This is a genomic window from Flavobacterium sp. CS20, assembly GCF_018080005.1.
Lineage (GTDB): Bacteria > Bacteroidota > Bacteroidia > Flavobacteriales > Flavobacteriaceae > Psychroflexus.
Genome location: NZ_CP073015.1, coordinates 1352521 through 1366988 on the forward strand (window position 1 = coordinate 1352521; position 14468 = coordinate 1366988).

Here is a 14468-nt window from a genome sequence, read left to right on the forward strand (position 1 = left end):
TACGAGTCGAAATAATTTTCTATATTTAATAAAAATGAAAAATAATTTTTTATTAAATTTGATTTAAAAAGCTATTATGAGTGATTCAGAATTAAAATTAAACATAATCAATAGTATTACATCCACTAATGATAGTGATATGCTTAAAGAAATAGAAGGATTAATCAGATTTCAATCCGAACAAAAGCCTTTTCTAATTGATACTGAGGCTAAAAAAAGCATTAAAATATCAAGAGAACAAATTGAGCAAAATGAAGTAGTTTCAAATGCTGACGTTCAATCTGAAATAAAAGAATGGCTAAAAGAATAATTTGGACTGTTAAAGCTAAATCTGAGCTATTTGAAATTTATGAATACTGGAATTACAGAAATGATTCAAGTATGTATAGCATAAAACTGAATAAGTTAATTGATAAAACATTAGATAAACTCTTATACCTTCCTGAAATTGGGAGAACTACTGAAATTGAAAATGTAAGAGTTAAGTTGATTAACAAATACCTGCTTTACTACGAAATTATTAATGATGATTTATATGTACTCTCTATTAGACACGAAAAAAGAAACCCTGAAACACTGAATTTAAAATAAAAAGTTACACGCTTGAGTTTGTGTTCAATTAAAAATTTAGGCTATTATTTTCAGTACTACAACTATTCATTGTTGCAATCCTATGAATCCACAAGATTGCTTTATGACTAACTTTATCAAATAAAAACTGACAGATTTTTCATCAAAGACAGACAACTTGAGACCTGCAATGTTTATAAAACTTTGTGCCTTTGCACCTTTGCGAGATATTTCTCAAAACCTATTCACACATTGCCTTATCTCCACTAATCGCGTTAATAAGCCTTCTAAATGAGCTAAGTCCAACATATTAGCACCATCACTTTTGGCTTCTGCGGGATTGAAATGCGTTTCAATAAACAATCCATCAACATTATTGACAACTCCTGCACGTGCAATGGTTTCTATCATATCAGGTCTGCCACCTGTAACACCTGAAGATTGGTTGGGCTGTTGAAGTGAATGCGTCACATCAAGCACAACAGGTGCAAATTGTTTCATTGTAGGAATGCCACGCATATCCACTACCAAGTCTTGGTAGCCAAACATCGTGCCTCTGTCGGTTAGCCAAACTTTGTCATTATGGCTATCTTTTACCTTTTGAACGGCGTGTTTCATACTTTCAGGACTCATAAATTGTCCTTTTTTAAGATTGACATACTTGCCAGTTTTTGCAGCGACAACCACCAAATCGGTTTGCCTGACAAGGAAAGCTGGAATTTGAAGCACATCCACATATTCGGTCGCCATTGTGGCGTCACTTTCTTTGTGTATATCAGTTAAGGTTGGCACATCAAAGGTTTCGGAAACTTTTCGCAGTATTTTTAAAGCTTTCTCATCTCCTATTCCGGTAAAACTATCTATACGACTCCGGTTAGCTTTTTTAAAACTGCCTTTAAATATATATGGAATATTGAGTTTGTTTGTGATGCTAACTACTTTTTCAGCAATTCTTAGAGCCATGTCTTCGCCTTCAATGGCACACGGACCAGCGATTAAAAAAAAATTATTGGAATCGGTATGTTTGAGTTTATTCATTATTTATAATTTTTTACTAAAATATTAAAAACTCCCTGCAAAATGCTAAGTTGTGATGTATTTTAAAACTCTACTTCACAAAAAACTGTATCACAAAAAACAACAAAGCAATTCCAAACGTCGATAAAGACACTTTTTTAAGTTCTTGATCTAAATTTTTCGGGTTATTGTTTTTCAAAACAAAACTCAAATGTTTAATTAAGAAAAAAGCTGTTATAAGACTTAGATAAATCCACTTTGAAAAACCTGCTACAATATAAAATCCGAGTAGTCCTAAAATCCCAAAACTAATCAAAAATGAATGGTAATATTTTGCGTTTAATTCACCTAAAGATACCACTAAAGTGTTTTTATAGGCGTTTTTATCAGAATTGACATCTCTCATATTGTTGAGATTTAAAACGGTTGAGCTGAGCAAACCAATGCCAATACCACCGAGAAAAATTATCCCATCTATAGATTTAGCATACAACACGTAAGACCCACAAACACTTACAAGTCCAAAAAACAAAAACACAAACACATCGCCAAAACCGCGATAACCATAAGCCGATTCACCAACGGTATATTTTATAGCTACCCAAATGGCAATAAGTCCTAAAATAAGAAAAAGTAAACTCATCAGTGCATTTTCAAATCCAAAAGCGATTAAAATTAAAATTATAGCAGAAAGAAAACTTATAATTGATGTGATAATTAAGCCCTTTTTAAAATCAGTTTTTGTGATTTTTCCACTTTGAAAAGCACGTTGTGGAATGAGACGTTCATTATTATCTGTGCCTTTCACACCATCACCATAGTCGTTGGCAAAGTTGGATAAAATTTGAAATAACAATGTGGTCAAAATAGCGAAAGAAAATATCAGCCAATCAAAACAATTATGATAAACGGCATATCCACTACCGACCAAAATTCCAGAAACTGACAAAGGTAATGTCCGTAATCTGGCTGCATCAATCCAAGCAGAAATTTTTGAACTTTTCATTAAATACCAGTATAATTAAAGGGTGTGATTTGTTTTAATTCATTTTTTACATCATCAGAAACGTCTAAGGTTTCAATAAAATCGGCTATACTTTTAGCATTGATTTCAGTATTGGTTCGTGTTAAAGCTTTTAGGGTTTCATAAGGATTGGGATAGTTTTCTCGTCTCAAAATCGTTTGAATAGCTTCTGCAACCACAGCCCAATTTTGCTCTAAATCTTGATGTATGGCTTTTTCATTTAATAATAATTTGTCTAAACCTTTTAAAGTGGATTTTATGGCGATTAGCGTGTGACCAAAAGGCGTTCCTATATTTCGCAAAACGGTGCTATCCGTTAAATCGCGTTGCAAACGGCTTATGGGCAACTTAGCTGATAAATGTTCAAAAATAGCATTGGCTAAACCGAGATTACCTTCACTGTTTTCAAAATCAATAGGGTTGACTTTGTGTGGCATAGCTGATGAACCAACTTCTCCTTCTTTGATTTTTTGCTTAAAATAACCCATAGAAATATAAGACCAAACGTCTCGATCCAAATCTATGATGATGGTATTGATGCGCTTCAACACATCAAACAAAGCTGCGAGATTGTCGTAATGCTCGATTTGTGTTGTTGGAAATGAATAGGATAATCCTAAATAGTTTTCGGTAAAATTTTTACCAAAAGCTTTCCAGTCTTCATTAGGAAATGCCAAGTGATGAGCGTTAAAATTTCCTGTTGCACCGCCAAATTTGGCTGAAAAAGGCACTTGTAGCAATTGTTTTTTCTGCTCGAGCAAACGAATGGCAAAAACTTTAATTTCTTTACCTAATCGGGTTGGAGATGCAGGCTGACCGTGAGTTTTGGCCAACATCGGGATGTTTTTCCAGTTTTCGCTTAATTCTAATAATTTAGCAATTAATTCATCTAAAAAAATTAGATAAACCGACTCTACTGCTTCTTTCAACGATAAAGGAATACTTGTATTATTGATGTCTTGTGAAGTCAATCCGAAATGGATAAATTCTTTAGAATTGGCTAAACCGAGTTGTTCAAATTTTTCTTTTAAAAAATACTCCACCGCTTTGACATCGTGATTGGTGACCTTTTCAATAGATTTAATAGATTCGGCGTCCTTTAAATTGAATTTTTTATATATCTGACGCAGTTCATCTTTTTGATTTTTATTTAAACTTGGTAATGCCGATAAGTCTAAATCAGACAGAGCGATAAAGTACTCCACTTCTACCCTAACCCGATAACGAATCAGTGCATATTCACTAAAAAAATCATTGAGCTCTAAAGTTTTGGATTGGTATCGACCATCAATGGGTGAAATGGCATTTAATGCACTCATATCTAACAAATTAAAGTTTAAGTAAAATTGATTTTAATTCTTCCATACCAGCCACAGCTGTTTTTGCAAAAATACGAAGATTTGAGCTTTCATCGATGCTGGGTTTAGGATCAATAAGGTAAACAGGAATGTCAGGGTTAGCGTAATCTATCAAACCAGCGACAGGATAAACTTGAAGTGATGTGCCAATAACAATCAGAATATCAGCAGTACCAACAATTTCGATGGCTTTTTGCATCATAGGGACAGCTTCGCCAAACCAAACCACGTGTGGTCTAAGTTGATTGCCATGTTCGTCGGTATCTCCCATTTGTAAATCTTCTTTCCATTCTATCAATCGATTATGATTGTTGACAGGTCTGACTTTAAAAAGCTCGCCGTGCAGATGCGTCACTTTTTTGCTTCCTGCTCTTTCGTGCAAATCATCTACGTTTTGAGTGATAATTTCTACATCAAATTTTTCTTCTAAATCAGCTAAAATTTGATGAGCTTTGTTGGGTTCAACCGTTTTGAGTTGACGTCTTCTTTGGTTATAAAAATCTAAAACCAAATGCGGATTCGTTTCAAAAGCTTGTGGTGTAGCAACTTGATTAACATCGTGATCTTCCCATAAACCGTCTGCATCTCTAAAGGTTTTCAAACCGCTATCGGCACTGATACCAGCACCTGATAAGACTACAATTTTTTTTTTCGGTTTTGCACTCATTTAGGATTAATCGCTTTGTAGTTTTCGTAGCAATTGCTTATGGCGTCCAAAAGTTGTAAATCATTAGCATTTTTGATATAGTCTTCTGAATAATTACAACGTTTCAGGACTTTTTCTATATCAGATATTGAAATTTGCAAAACCGCAGAAAGTGTTTCGCGATTATACTTATCTACCAGTAAATCTCTGATGGATTTATCTTCTTTCATCTGCCGCAATTTTTTCATTTGTTGCGGTTTTTTGCCAAAGACATTATAGAGTAAATCTGTAGGATTAAAGATAGCGTCAAGTGTTTTTGAAAATGAGCTCTTCTGATAATTCCCACCTTCGTAACCGTAATCTAAACCTGAGATTTGATATCTAAAATTGTCGTAAACAGGAATATTTTTAGCATCAATTTCTAAATAACCTGTCAATTTGATTTCTTTAACGGTAACTTCTTCTAAGGCAATGGCTACTTCAGTCATTTTGACTTTAACTTCACCGTATTTTATCCAATCTTCAGTAACTTTGACTTGCATGGACTTAAAACCAATGTAAGAAAAATAAAGTGTATCGTTGATTGAAGCTTTGATTGTAAATTTACCATTAGGGTCAGAAACTGTGCCTTTTACTGTATTAATATTAATGATATTGGCATTAGACAATGGTCTATCATTGGTCGCATTAAGCACGCGACCTTTTATATCATAGATTTCTTTATCTTGTGCAAGTAGTGATATACTGCACAAAAAGAAAAAGCTAATATAAACTAAATATTTCATCGGTCTAAAATAGTTAAAATCAAATAAAGGTGAAATTTATCCTTTAGACTTTATGCAAAATTAACAGATCAACGTTTTCGGCGACGCTCAATAGATTTATTTCTACTGTCATTTCTACCTTTTCTGTGTGGTTTAGAACCAAAGTCTTTTTTGCGTTTAAAATTTCCTTTTTTGCCACCGCGACCTTTGTCTTTAGTAATTTCTACATTAACAGATCTGCCGTTATGTTGAAAATTTTCAAAGGTTTTAAACACCTTATCCTCTTGTGATTTTGGGGTGTTAAAAAATGAAAACGTATCTTTTACATCAACTTTGCCCACATCATCACGACCTAAATTCAAGTTTTCTTTCAGAAAATCCTTTAGCGACATCCAGTTAAAACCATCTTTTTCACCAAGGTTGATAAAGTAGCGATTTTCATCACCAAAAGATTTACCACCTCTTGAAGAGCGATCGCTTGACCTGTCTTTATGTACTGTGTTTTCTAACTGTTCAACACTCGGTGCGTTTTTATAATAGTTATAAAAGCGTGTAAATTCTACGCTGAAGAATTTTTTAATCAATTCGCTTTTGTCTAAATCTGATAGAGCTTCTTCTAATTTTGGTAAAATCACATCAATATCGTGATTGACTTCTGTGTTTTTGATTTTTTCAGCGAGGTAAAACATTTGGCTTTCGCATATTTCTTCTGAAGTTGGTAGCTTTTCAGCTTTAAAGCTTTGACCGATAATGCGTTCAATAGTTTTAATTTTGCGTTGCTCACTTTTGGTGATAATCACAAAAGATTTACCGGTTTTGCCAGCTCTTCCTGTTCTACCGCTACGGTGTGTGTAGATTTCAGTTTCATCAGGCAATTGGTAATTGATCACGTGTGTGATATCATCTACATCAATACCTCTGGCGGCAACATCGGTAGCCACAAGCATTTGGACTTGTTTATTTCTAAAGCTTTTCATCACCAAATCTCTTTGGTTTTGACTTAAATCGCCGTGCAAAGCTGCGACGTTGTAGCCATCTTCAATCAGTTTTTCTGCCACTTTTTGAGTGTCGCGTTTGGTTCTACAAAACACAACGGCATACACATCAGGATTGGCATCAACCAAGCGTTTCAAAGCATTATAACGGTCTCTTGCACTGACTGTAAAATAGGAATGACTCACACTTTTAGTAGAAACATTGCGTTGTCCAACGGTAATTTCTACAGGTTTGTTCATAAATTTTTTAGCAATGCCTGAAACCTCTTTAGGCATCGTTGCACTAAACAACCACGTGCTTTTCTCTTTTGGACTGTGAGATAAAATTTCTGTGATATCTTCATAAAAGCCCATATTGAGCATTTCGTCGGCTTCGTCTAAAATACAATATTCAATTTTTGAAATGTCTATGATTTTTCTTTTAATCATATCTTTCATTCGTCCTGGTGTAGCCACAATAATTTGAGCACCTCGGTTAATTTGTTTGGCTTGGTCTTGCAAACTCGCTCCGCCATATATGGCAACAATATTGAGTTTGTTGATGTATTTGGCATATTGCTCAAGCTCGTTGGTGATTTGTAAACACAACTCACGCGTTGGCGATAAAATTAAACCTTGGGTTGTTTTTTGATTTGCATCGGTCAATTGAAGTAAAGGAAATCCGAATGCGGCGGTTTTACCTGTACCTGTTTGAGCCAGTGCAACCAAATCGGTTTTTTGCTCTAAAAGAATAGGAATACTTTTGATTTGGACATCACTTGGGGTTTCAAAACCTAAGTCGGTAATGGCTTTTAGAAGATTTTCCTGTAAGCCTAAGGAAGAAAAATTTGTCATAAAAATAAAATGAGTGCAAAGATAGTGGAATAAAATTGTAAATCACTATGATTTAACAACATTCGATTAAACGCACAAAAAAATTTAATTCAACATTTAGCAAACTTAGCATAATACCGAATGTTATTTTAAATGTTGTAAGTACAGAATTCATAAAAATCTGCCTACCTCAGGTTGGCATATCGGTTTATAACTTCATCTTTTTATTCACGATATATTCATTCAAATTAGTATTTCACGTAAAAAAATAATCGTTTATGAAAAGATTAAATCTCCTAAAAATAAGATAAAATATATAGCTTCTATTTTGATTTTGTGTTACCACAAGTTGTGCTTTTATATAGGTTTCTTCACCAAATAAAGTTTATAAATAGCCTCATTTTTAGATGAATGATAGATTTATTTTTGAAATAATTGGTATCACAAATCCAATTCATCAATTTGGTGTTGTATTTTTTCCCAGTCGCTCATCAATTGTTCTAAATTGTTCTTTTTGGTGTTGTATTTGTCAAAAAAACCGTCTTCAGCAATGGTTTGTTCGTAATCATAAGCTAACTTTTGGTCAGATTCTTTAATTTCCTTTTCTAATTTTGTGATTTCAGACTCGACTTTGCTCAATCTGTTGCAAAGCGATTTGTATTTCTTTTGACGTTGATAATCATTAGATTTATCGGCTTTTTTTGATTTGGTTTCAGAGCGTTTTTCAATACTTCTAAAGTCTTCTGCTTCTCTTGATTTCAAGTATTCATTAATACTTCCCAGAAATGTTTTGACTTTTGAATCTTTAAATTCTAAAATGGTTTCTGACAAACCTTGAAGAAAATCTCTGTCGTGTGAAATTAAAATTAAAGTGCCATCAAAAGCTTGCAAGGCTTGTTTAAGCACATATTTAGATTGCATATCCAAATGATTGGTTGGCTCATCCATAATCAAAACATTAAATGGATTGAGTAGCATTTTAGCCAAAGCTAATCTGTTTCGCTCGCCACCAGATAACACTTTGACGTATTTGTGCACATCATCGCCACTAAACAAAAAAGAGCCGAGAATATCTCTCACTTTATGACGTGTTTGGGCATTGGCTGCATCAATCATGGTGTCTAAAACGGTTTTGTTTTCGTCGAGATATTCGGTTTGATTTTGGGCAAAATATCCTATTTCAACATTGTGCCCCAATTCAACGTGGCCTTCGTAAGAAATTTCATTCATTATAATTTTGGCTAAGGTAGATTTCCCTTGACCATTTTGACCTACAAAAGCGAGTTTATCACCGCGATTAACGGTAAAACTGATGTCTTTAATAACAAGATTATCTTTATAAGATTTTGATAGATGTTCAGCTTTGATAATGACTTTTCCAGGACGTTTTGATACTGGAAATTTGATATTCATTGTAGCTGTATCTTCTTGCTCAACTTCAATTCTATCAATTTTGTCTAACTTTTTTATCAGCGATTGGGCTATAGACGCTTTGTTGGCTTTGGCACGAAATTTATCGATGAGTTTTTCGGTATGTTCTATTTCTTTTTGTTGATTCTTTTGGGCTGCTATTTGTTGCTGACGTAATTCTTCACGATGGATTTTAAATTCTGAAAAAGGCTTGTTGAAATCGTATATTTTTCCAAGAGAAATTTCAATAGTGCGATTGGTCACATGGTCTAAAAACATTTTATCGTGAGAAACAATAAGCACACAAGCTGAAGATTGATTGAGAAATTTTTCTAACCAAATAATACTTTCTATATCTAAATGGTTGGTTGGTTCATCAAGCAATAAAATATCATTTTGTTGCAATAAGAGTTTGGCCAGTTCTATTCGCATTCGCCAACCGCCTGAAAATGTATTTGTAAGCTTATTGAGTTCTTCTTCTTTAAAGCCTAAACCTTTAAGAATACGTTCAGTCTCACCTTGATAATTATAGCCACCTTGAATTTCGTATTGATGTTGATATGTGTTGAGGTCAACCATAAGTTGATGGTATGCTTCAGACTCGTAATCTTCGCGTTCAGCGAGTTGAATATTGATGTATTCAAGTTTTTTTTCTATGGTTTTAATCTCTTCAAAAGCCTGATAAGCTTCTTCTAAAACGGTTCTGCCTTCTTCAAACTCAATATCTTGTTTAAGAAATCCGATAGAAACTTCTTTATCTTTTGAAATTTGACCTTCGTCATAAGCTTGTTCACCAGCAATAACTTTAAGTAAAGTTGATTTTCCAGCACCATTTTTTCCGATCAAACCGATGCGTTCGTTAGCACCAAGTCTAAAACTGATATTTTTAAATACATATTCGCCACCAAAAGACAAAGAAAGTTCGGAAGTGTGAAGCATAAGTTATATCAATTTGATTTAATAATATTATCAATAATGTGCTACAGACATAATACCGATGTATATTTTAAGGATTCCGCATATGTGGAAGACATTTAAAATAACATTCGGTATGACGTAAGTTTGTGCAAATATTGGTATTTTTGTATTTATAATCTAAGAAAACATACAAATGCTTAAAGGTTTTAAAATTTATAGCATCATTACAGGATCTTGCCCGGTCTGCCACGAAGAAAGTATGTATAAAGAAAACAATCCCTACAAATTAAAGCATATCCATGATATGTATGAACGTTGTTCACATTGTGGTACAAAATATCAAATTGAGCCATCGTTTTTTTATGGTGCTATGTATGTGAGTTATGCTTTGGGCGTTGCAATAGCTGTGGCTACCTTTATCATTACTTATTTCTTTATAGGTCTTGAAGTTTTTGCGTCTTTTATGAGCATAATTGGGGTTTTAATTTTATTGATGCCTGTGATAATGCGCTTATCACGTAATATTTGGATCAATCTTTTTTTTAGTTATAAGCCTAAATCTGAGCGTGAAAACGTTGAACAGAAACTTCAGGATCAATAGGTGTTTCTTTAAGAATATGATTTATCAACATTTGACCTAATTTAGGAGCCAACATAACCCCACGACTTCCAAACCCATTGAGAATATGAAGGTTTTTATATTTTGAGTGCGAACCTAAAATTGGTCTTCTATCCTTAGTTGTGGGTCTGATGCCACAAACTTGGTCAACAATTTCATAAGGTGAATTGATCATTTTGTTCAAAGCTTCTCTCATTTGGGATTTTGCTGTTAAAGAAGGCTGATGATTTAAAGGTTGTCGTTGATAGGTTGCTCCAAATTTATATAAATTATGACCAAGTGGAATCAAAAAATATTTGGCTTTATAAAGATCTTCTATTTGGAGTTTTTTAGATTTAAAAATAATATAATCGCCTTTGTTGCCATAAATTCCTAAATGATTAAAAAAAGGATTTTGACCAACCCCAAAACCTTCACAAAATATAATATGCTTGTAAATTTTATTCCTATAAGAAATACTGCTTTTATCAACCTTTAAATTATTATGCTGAAATGTGTCATCTATCCAATGTTTTTGATAATACTGCTTTAAACACTGAAATAGAATAGGCAGATTAATTGATGTTGCTTTTATTTCACCAATCTTATCAGTGAGTAAAGTTTGATTTTTATTTGTTAAAACTTCAGGTGAAAGAAATGGCGAGAGTCTTGGTTTATCACAAGCTTGATACCAATTGTTTTCTTGTGCTACATCATGAATAAACACATTTAATGATTTATTTTTATAAATTTCACCTGATAATTGTTTGTCTAAAGATTGATAAAATAGCTTAGCATAAGGCAAAAACACTTCAACATTCCATACAGGCTTCATATGTTTTACGGCAACGGGATTAATGATGCCACCAGCAATTTTTGAAGAAAGCTGTGAATTGTTAGAAATAATATCAAACGATGTATTGTTAATTTCTAAATGTCTAACAACAGAAAGCCCAGCTAAGCCAAAACCAACGATAAGAAAATCCTTATTCATGTTTAAATTTAGTAAATAAAAAAACGCCCCTATAAAAGAGGCGTTAAGTTAATGATTATAAATTGGAATTAATATGTCCACATATCCAATTCAAAATTTCTGATTTGTTCTTTCAAACGCCTAGCTTCAAGCAGTTGCATCAAGGCATTGTCTTGAATATAGTTTTCAATTTCTCTATCCTCATAGATGTTTTGAGTTTTATAAATAAGTGCTTCAAAACGTCTAGAATTTAAGAGGTGATCAAAGGTTAAAGGATGTGCACCATTATCAGAATTTAAAACTTTGGCTTTGTGTAAAGCTTGACGAGCATCTTTAAACCAAACCCAAAAATAAGGAATCACTTTAGGATCGCCAGAATAAGTGGGATTTTGAGTTTGAATATCATAACCCGCAGGAGCGATACCTAAAAGTCTATATTTAAGAGCTCCTTGTCTTTTATCAAAATACCAAATGCCTTTGACTAAATAAGCAGTGATATCAGCACCTGTAATTTCAGTGGGTATCACATAAGGTTTCATTTGATTAATCAACTCATCTGAATACAATTCAGGATAATTTTGAAGTTCGTTAGATAGAGCTCTATTCAAGAACAATTGTACATTTTCGGTACCCGTAATACCATACTGACCTAATAAATCTAAAGCCACATCAGGTAAAAAGATAGCTTTCAAGGAATTTTGAATTTCTTCATAGCTCTTTTTTTGTTGAAAATAGCTAGTAGAATACACTTCAGTTATTGCTCCTTCAGCATTAGGATCTTCTCCTCCTTTTTTGATAGAAGATATTAAGACTTGAAATAATGATTGTCTGTTATCGCCAAGCCTACCGTCATCAAGTGGATACAACAAGGGATAATTAATTTTTTGATTCAAATCGATTTTTTCCCAAACAATTTTTGACCACATAATGTCTCGTTTGTCAACATAACCATAAGGTAAAGGTTTGCTATCGTCAAGTTCTTCTTCTTCTTGAGATAATTTTTTAATATCGTCAGGTGATTTAGCATTTAAAACACTTGACTGCGCATTAATTTGACTGAAAGTCAAAAAAAGAGCAATGATATAAATGAAACGAATTGACATAAATAAAATGTTTAATTAGTTTGTAAGTTGTACAAGCAAAGCAGGCATACTTTTCACGTTAACCTGAGCGCCTGGAACATCTGCACGAATATCAAAAAATTGAATGATATCGCCAGTTTTAGCTAAGGCGAGTGTTTTTTTAGCTTGAGCGTTTAATCTATCTCCGTTAACAACAACTGAAGCCTGACCTGGTACACTCATAGTAAATCGTTTAACGACAGGTGAAATATCAAAATCAAAGTCTTCAAAAATTGCACCTATTGGAGATATTTCTACAGCTTTACGCGGTAGTTTTATAGCACCACCTTGAGCCACTTGACCACGAATGGTCGGTGTAGGTCTTGGAAGTGATTTAATTCTAAAGTTGGTTGAAGAGCTAAAAGTTTCGCCTTCTATAGTACCGTTTACCTTGATGCTTAATTCCTTACCCGTGCCAGGTTTTAAAATATAAGTTGAACCTGATTTTTTTCTAAATGTATGTCCTGGAGCAGATGCTGAAATATTATTTTCAGGCACACCTGGCATTGATACGGTAATAGGATTATCAATACCTCTATAAACGACATTCATTTTATCAGCAGAAACAATGGCTTGATTTGGTTTAGGAATAACTTGGAATGATTGTTCTACAGGAACTTCAATATCTTCAGCATCTTCTTGAGCAAACACAAGTTTACCTTCAATTTTATGCTCACTTGGATTACCAGCTGTAACATTAAGTTTTACTTTTCCACCAACAATTTCAAAATCTTTTCCTTTTTCGAGTTGGCGACCGTCTAATTTTAAATTTACTGTTGTTGGTACTGTAGTTGAGTCTGTTCTTCCAAGAACAATATTACCATCAAATTTATTTCCAGGATAAACCGCACTTCTTTCAGTTTCAAGCAGTGTTGAATAATTATTCATAGAAGCAATTTCTACCAATTGACCTGAGAACATCTTAGAAAGCACTTCATTTTCATTAATTTTAATGTTATTCTGAAGCGTAGATAATTTAGTGATTGTTGAAATTAATGGATAACCTATATAATGATAACTGATATAATCCATTTTCTTTCCATCATTATCTGTTATTACAACATCAGCTTCTTTAAAGGTTTCCTTTACATTCTCTATCACATTAGGATACGAATCTCCTATAAGCTGTTCCATACCATTACGATATTCTTCCATCTTCTGCATAAATTCTTGACCAGCTTTAGTTAATTTACCACTAATCATAAATTTTTCGTTCACATAAGAGTCTTTATCCATTGCTTCATAATCCTTAGGATTTTCAACAGTGCCTTCAAATTCACTTTTAAGTGTAGCTAAATAAGAATAATAATTATCAGATAGTGTTGAAACTTGCTCTGCAGTTTTAGCGATTTCACCAAATTGTTCTTTAGACTCAATCGCTTTCTTTTTAAGACCTTCGAGAGCTATTTTGTTTTTTTCTTCAAAAGTTTTGTTTGTCGCAGTAACGGTTTCATTGACGATACCAAAACCCGTCAAAACTTCTTTAGACATATTCAAAGCTATCATTGAAATGAAAACCAAATACATTAGGTTAATCATTTTCTGCCTTGGTGATACTTTTCCAGATGCCATATTATGTTATATTTTTTATATTAATTAAGAGATGAATTAAGCTTTAGGTTGCATAGCACTAAGCATACCGCCATAAACTCCATTAAGAGAGTTAAGGTTTTTAGTCAATGACTCCATTTGTTCTCTTAATTTACTAGCATTATCAGCAACAGCTTCATTAATTTGAGCTTGTTTAGAAGCTGACTCCACTTGTGCTTTGTACAAGTTATTTAAAGATTCCATTTGTCTGCGGCTAATGAAAGCTCTTCACTGTATTTCTTTTGAGAATTGATTCCATCTGTAGTTGGTGATAAGTTTTTAGCTGCACTTTCAAAACTTCTTATACTTTCACCTAAGCTTTCCATAAGATTAGAGTCAATTCTAGCTTCTTTGAGCATTTCATCAAGTTTTTGAGACAATATCCCTTTTTCTTCTTCATCAGCCTCGACACCTTCTCTTGCTCTACTGTCAGCATCTTCACCAGCGAGTTCTGGATAGACTTTAGACCAGTCAAGTTCAGAATCAACAGGTTCGAATGCAGAAACTGCAAAAACAATTGCTTCTGTTACTAGACCAATAATCAACATAAAGTCACCATTAAGCCAGTGCATAAGTTTAAATAGTGCTCCAATAATAACAACAGAGGCTCCGAGACCATATATCATGTTCATTACTTTCTTTGACGTATTTGATTTTGCCATAATTTTTAA

13 protein-coding genes and 1 pseudogene are annotated in these 14468 nt (G+C 33.4%); 3 read left to right on the top strand and 11 right to left on the bottom strand.

Translation table 11 applies throughout. The annotated features are described in order from the left end of the window. Window positions 1-76 precede the first annotated feature (76 nt). Together IGB25_RS06370 and IGB25_RS06375 are read left to right on the top strand one after the other, a co-directional pair. A complete protein-coding gene (locus IGB25_RS06370) occupies window positions 77-310 on the top strand; it encodes a hypothetical protein (protein ID WP_211066657.1) in 234 nt (77 codons plus the stop codon). Beyond that, window positions 295-591 (top strand): type II toxin-antitoxin system RelE/ParE family toxin, encoded by a 297-nt coding sequence (locus IGB25_RS06375; protein ID WP_211066658.1) that lies wholly within the window; start codon window positions 295-297, stop codon window positions 589-591. Before IGB25_RS06370 ends, IGB25_RS06375 begins: the two co-directional genes overlap by 16 nt. Window positions 592-804: 213 nt before the next feature. Here the strand turns inward: IGB25_RS06375 and kdsA are convergent, their stop codons facing one another. From kdsA to IGB25_RS06410, 7 genes are all read right to left on the bottom strand, one after another. Next, a complete protein-coding gene (gene kdsA, locus IGB25_RS06380) occupies window positions 805-1608 on the bottom strand; it encodes a 3-deoxy-8-phosphooctulonate synthase (RefSeq protein WP_211066659.1) in 804 nt (267 codons plus the stop codon). 70 nt (window positions 1609-1678) lie between these two features. Continuing rightward, complete coding sequence (gene menA, locus IGB25_RS06385) at window positions 1679-2593, bottom strand: 1,4-dihydroxy-2-naphthoate octaprenyltransferase (protein ID WP_211066660.1); 915 nt, start codon at window positions 2591-2593, stop codon at window positions 1679-1681. Continuing rightward, entirely contained in the window at window positions 2593-3930 is a 1338-nt protein-coding gene (purB, locus tag IGB25_RS06390) for an adenylosuccinate lyase (protein ID WP_211066661.1), read from the bottom strand. Before purB ends, menA begins: the two co-directional genes overlap by 1 nt. A gap of 10 nt (window positions 3931-3940) precedes the next feature. Further along, a complete protein-coding gene (locus IGB25_RS06395; RefSeq protein WP_211066662.1) occupies window positions 3941-4636 on the bottom strand; it encodes an NAD-dependent deacylase in 696 nt (231 codons plus the stop codon). After that, window positions 4633-5400, bottom strand: a complete 768-nt coding sequence (locus IGB25_RS06400; protein WP_211066663.1) for a carboxypeptidase-like regulatory domain-containing protein — start codon at window positions 5398-5400, stop codon at window positions 4633-4635. Before IGB25_RS06400 ends, IGB25_RS06395 begins: the two co-directional genes overlap by 4 nt. Window positions 5401-5468: 68 nt before the next feature. Continuing rightward, entirely contained in the window at window positions 5469-7208 is a 1740-nt protein-coding gene (locus tag IGB25_RS06405) for a DEAD/DEAH box helicase (protein WP_211066664.1), read from the bottom strand. 420 nt (window positions 7209-7628) lie between these two features. Next, window positions 7629-9536, bottom strand: coding sequence for an ABC-F family ATP-binding cassette domain-containing protein (locus IGB25_RS06410; RefSeq protein WP_211066665.1), 1908 nt, complete (start codon window positions 9534-9536; stop codon window positions 7629-7631). A 172-nt stretch (window positions 9537-9708) separates the two neighbouring features. On the opposite strand from IGB25_RS06410, the gene IGB25_RS06415 reads away from it, so the two are divergent. Further along, window positions 9709-10116, top strand: a complete 408-nt coding sequence (locus IGB25_RS06415; protein ID WP_211066666.1) for a DUF983 domain-containing protein — start codon at window positions 9709-9711, stop codon at window positions 10114-10116. Here IGB25_RS06415 and IGB25_RS06420 read toward each other — a convergent pair. The 4 genes and pseudogenes from IGB25_RS06420 to gldL all read right to left on the bottom strand — a co-directional run bounded on the left by IGB25_RS06420 (window position 10070) and on the right by gldL (window position 14459). Then, window positions 10070-11107 carry an FAD-binding oxidoreductase gene (locus IGB25_RS06420; RefSeq protein ID WP_211066667.1) on the bottom strand — a complete coding sequence of 346 codons (1038 nt, stop codon included), beginning with the start codon at window positions 11105-11107 and terminating at the stop codon, window positions 10070-10072. The two genes, IGB25_RS06415 and IGB25_RS06420, sit on opposite strands and share 47 nt — an antisense overlap. 68 nt (window positions 11108-11175) lie before the next feature. Continuing rightward, the gene (gene gldN, locus IGB25_RS06425) at window positions 11176-12189 is read right to left on the bottom strand and encodes a gliding motility protein GldN (RefSeq protein WP_211066668.1); all 1014 of its coding nucleotides are present in this window, start codon (window positions 12187-12189) and stop codon (window positions 11176-11178) included. A gap of 15 nt (window positions 12190-12204) precedes the next feature. Continuing rightward, window positions 12205-13779 carry a gliding motility protein GldM gene (gene gldM, locus IGB25_RS06430; protein ID WP_211066669.1) on the bottom strand — a complete coding sequence of 525 codons (1575 nt, stop codon included), beginning with the start codon at window positions 13777-13779 and terminating at the stop codon, window positions 12205-12207. A gap of 36 nt (window positions 13780-13815) precedes the next feature. Next, a pseudogene (gene gldL, locus IGB25_RS06435) lies at window positions 13816-14459 on the bottom strand (gliding motility protein GldL). Window positions 14460-14468: the final 9 nt, after the last annotated feature.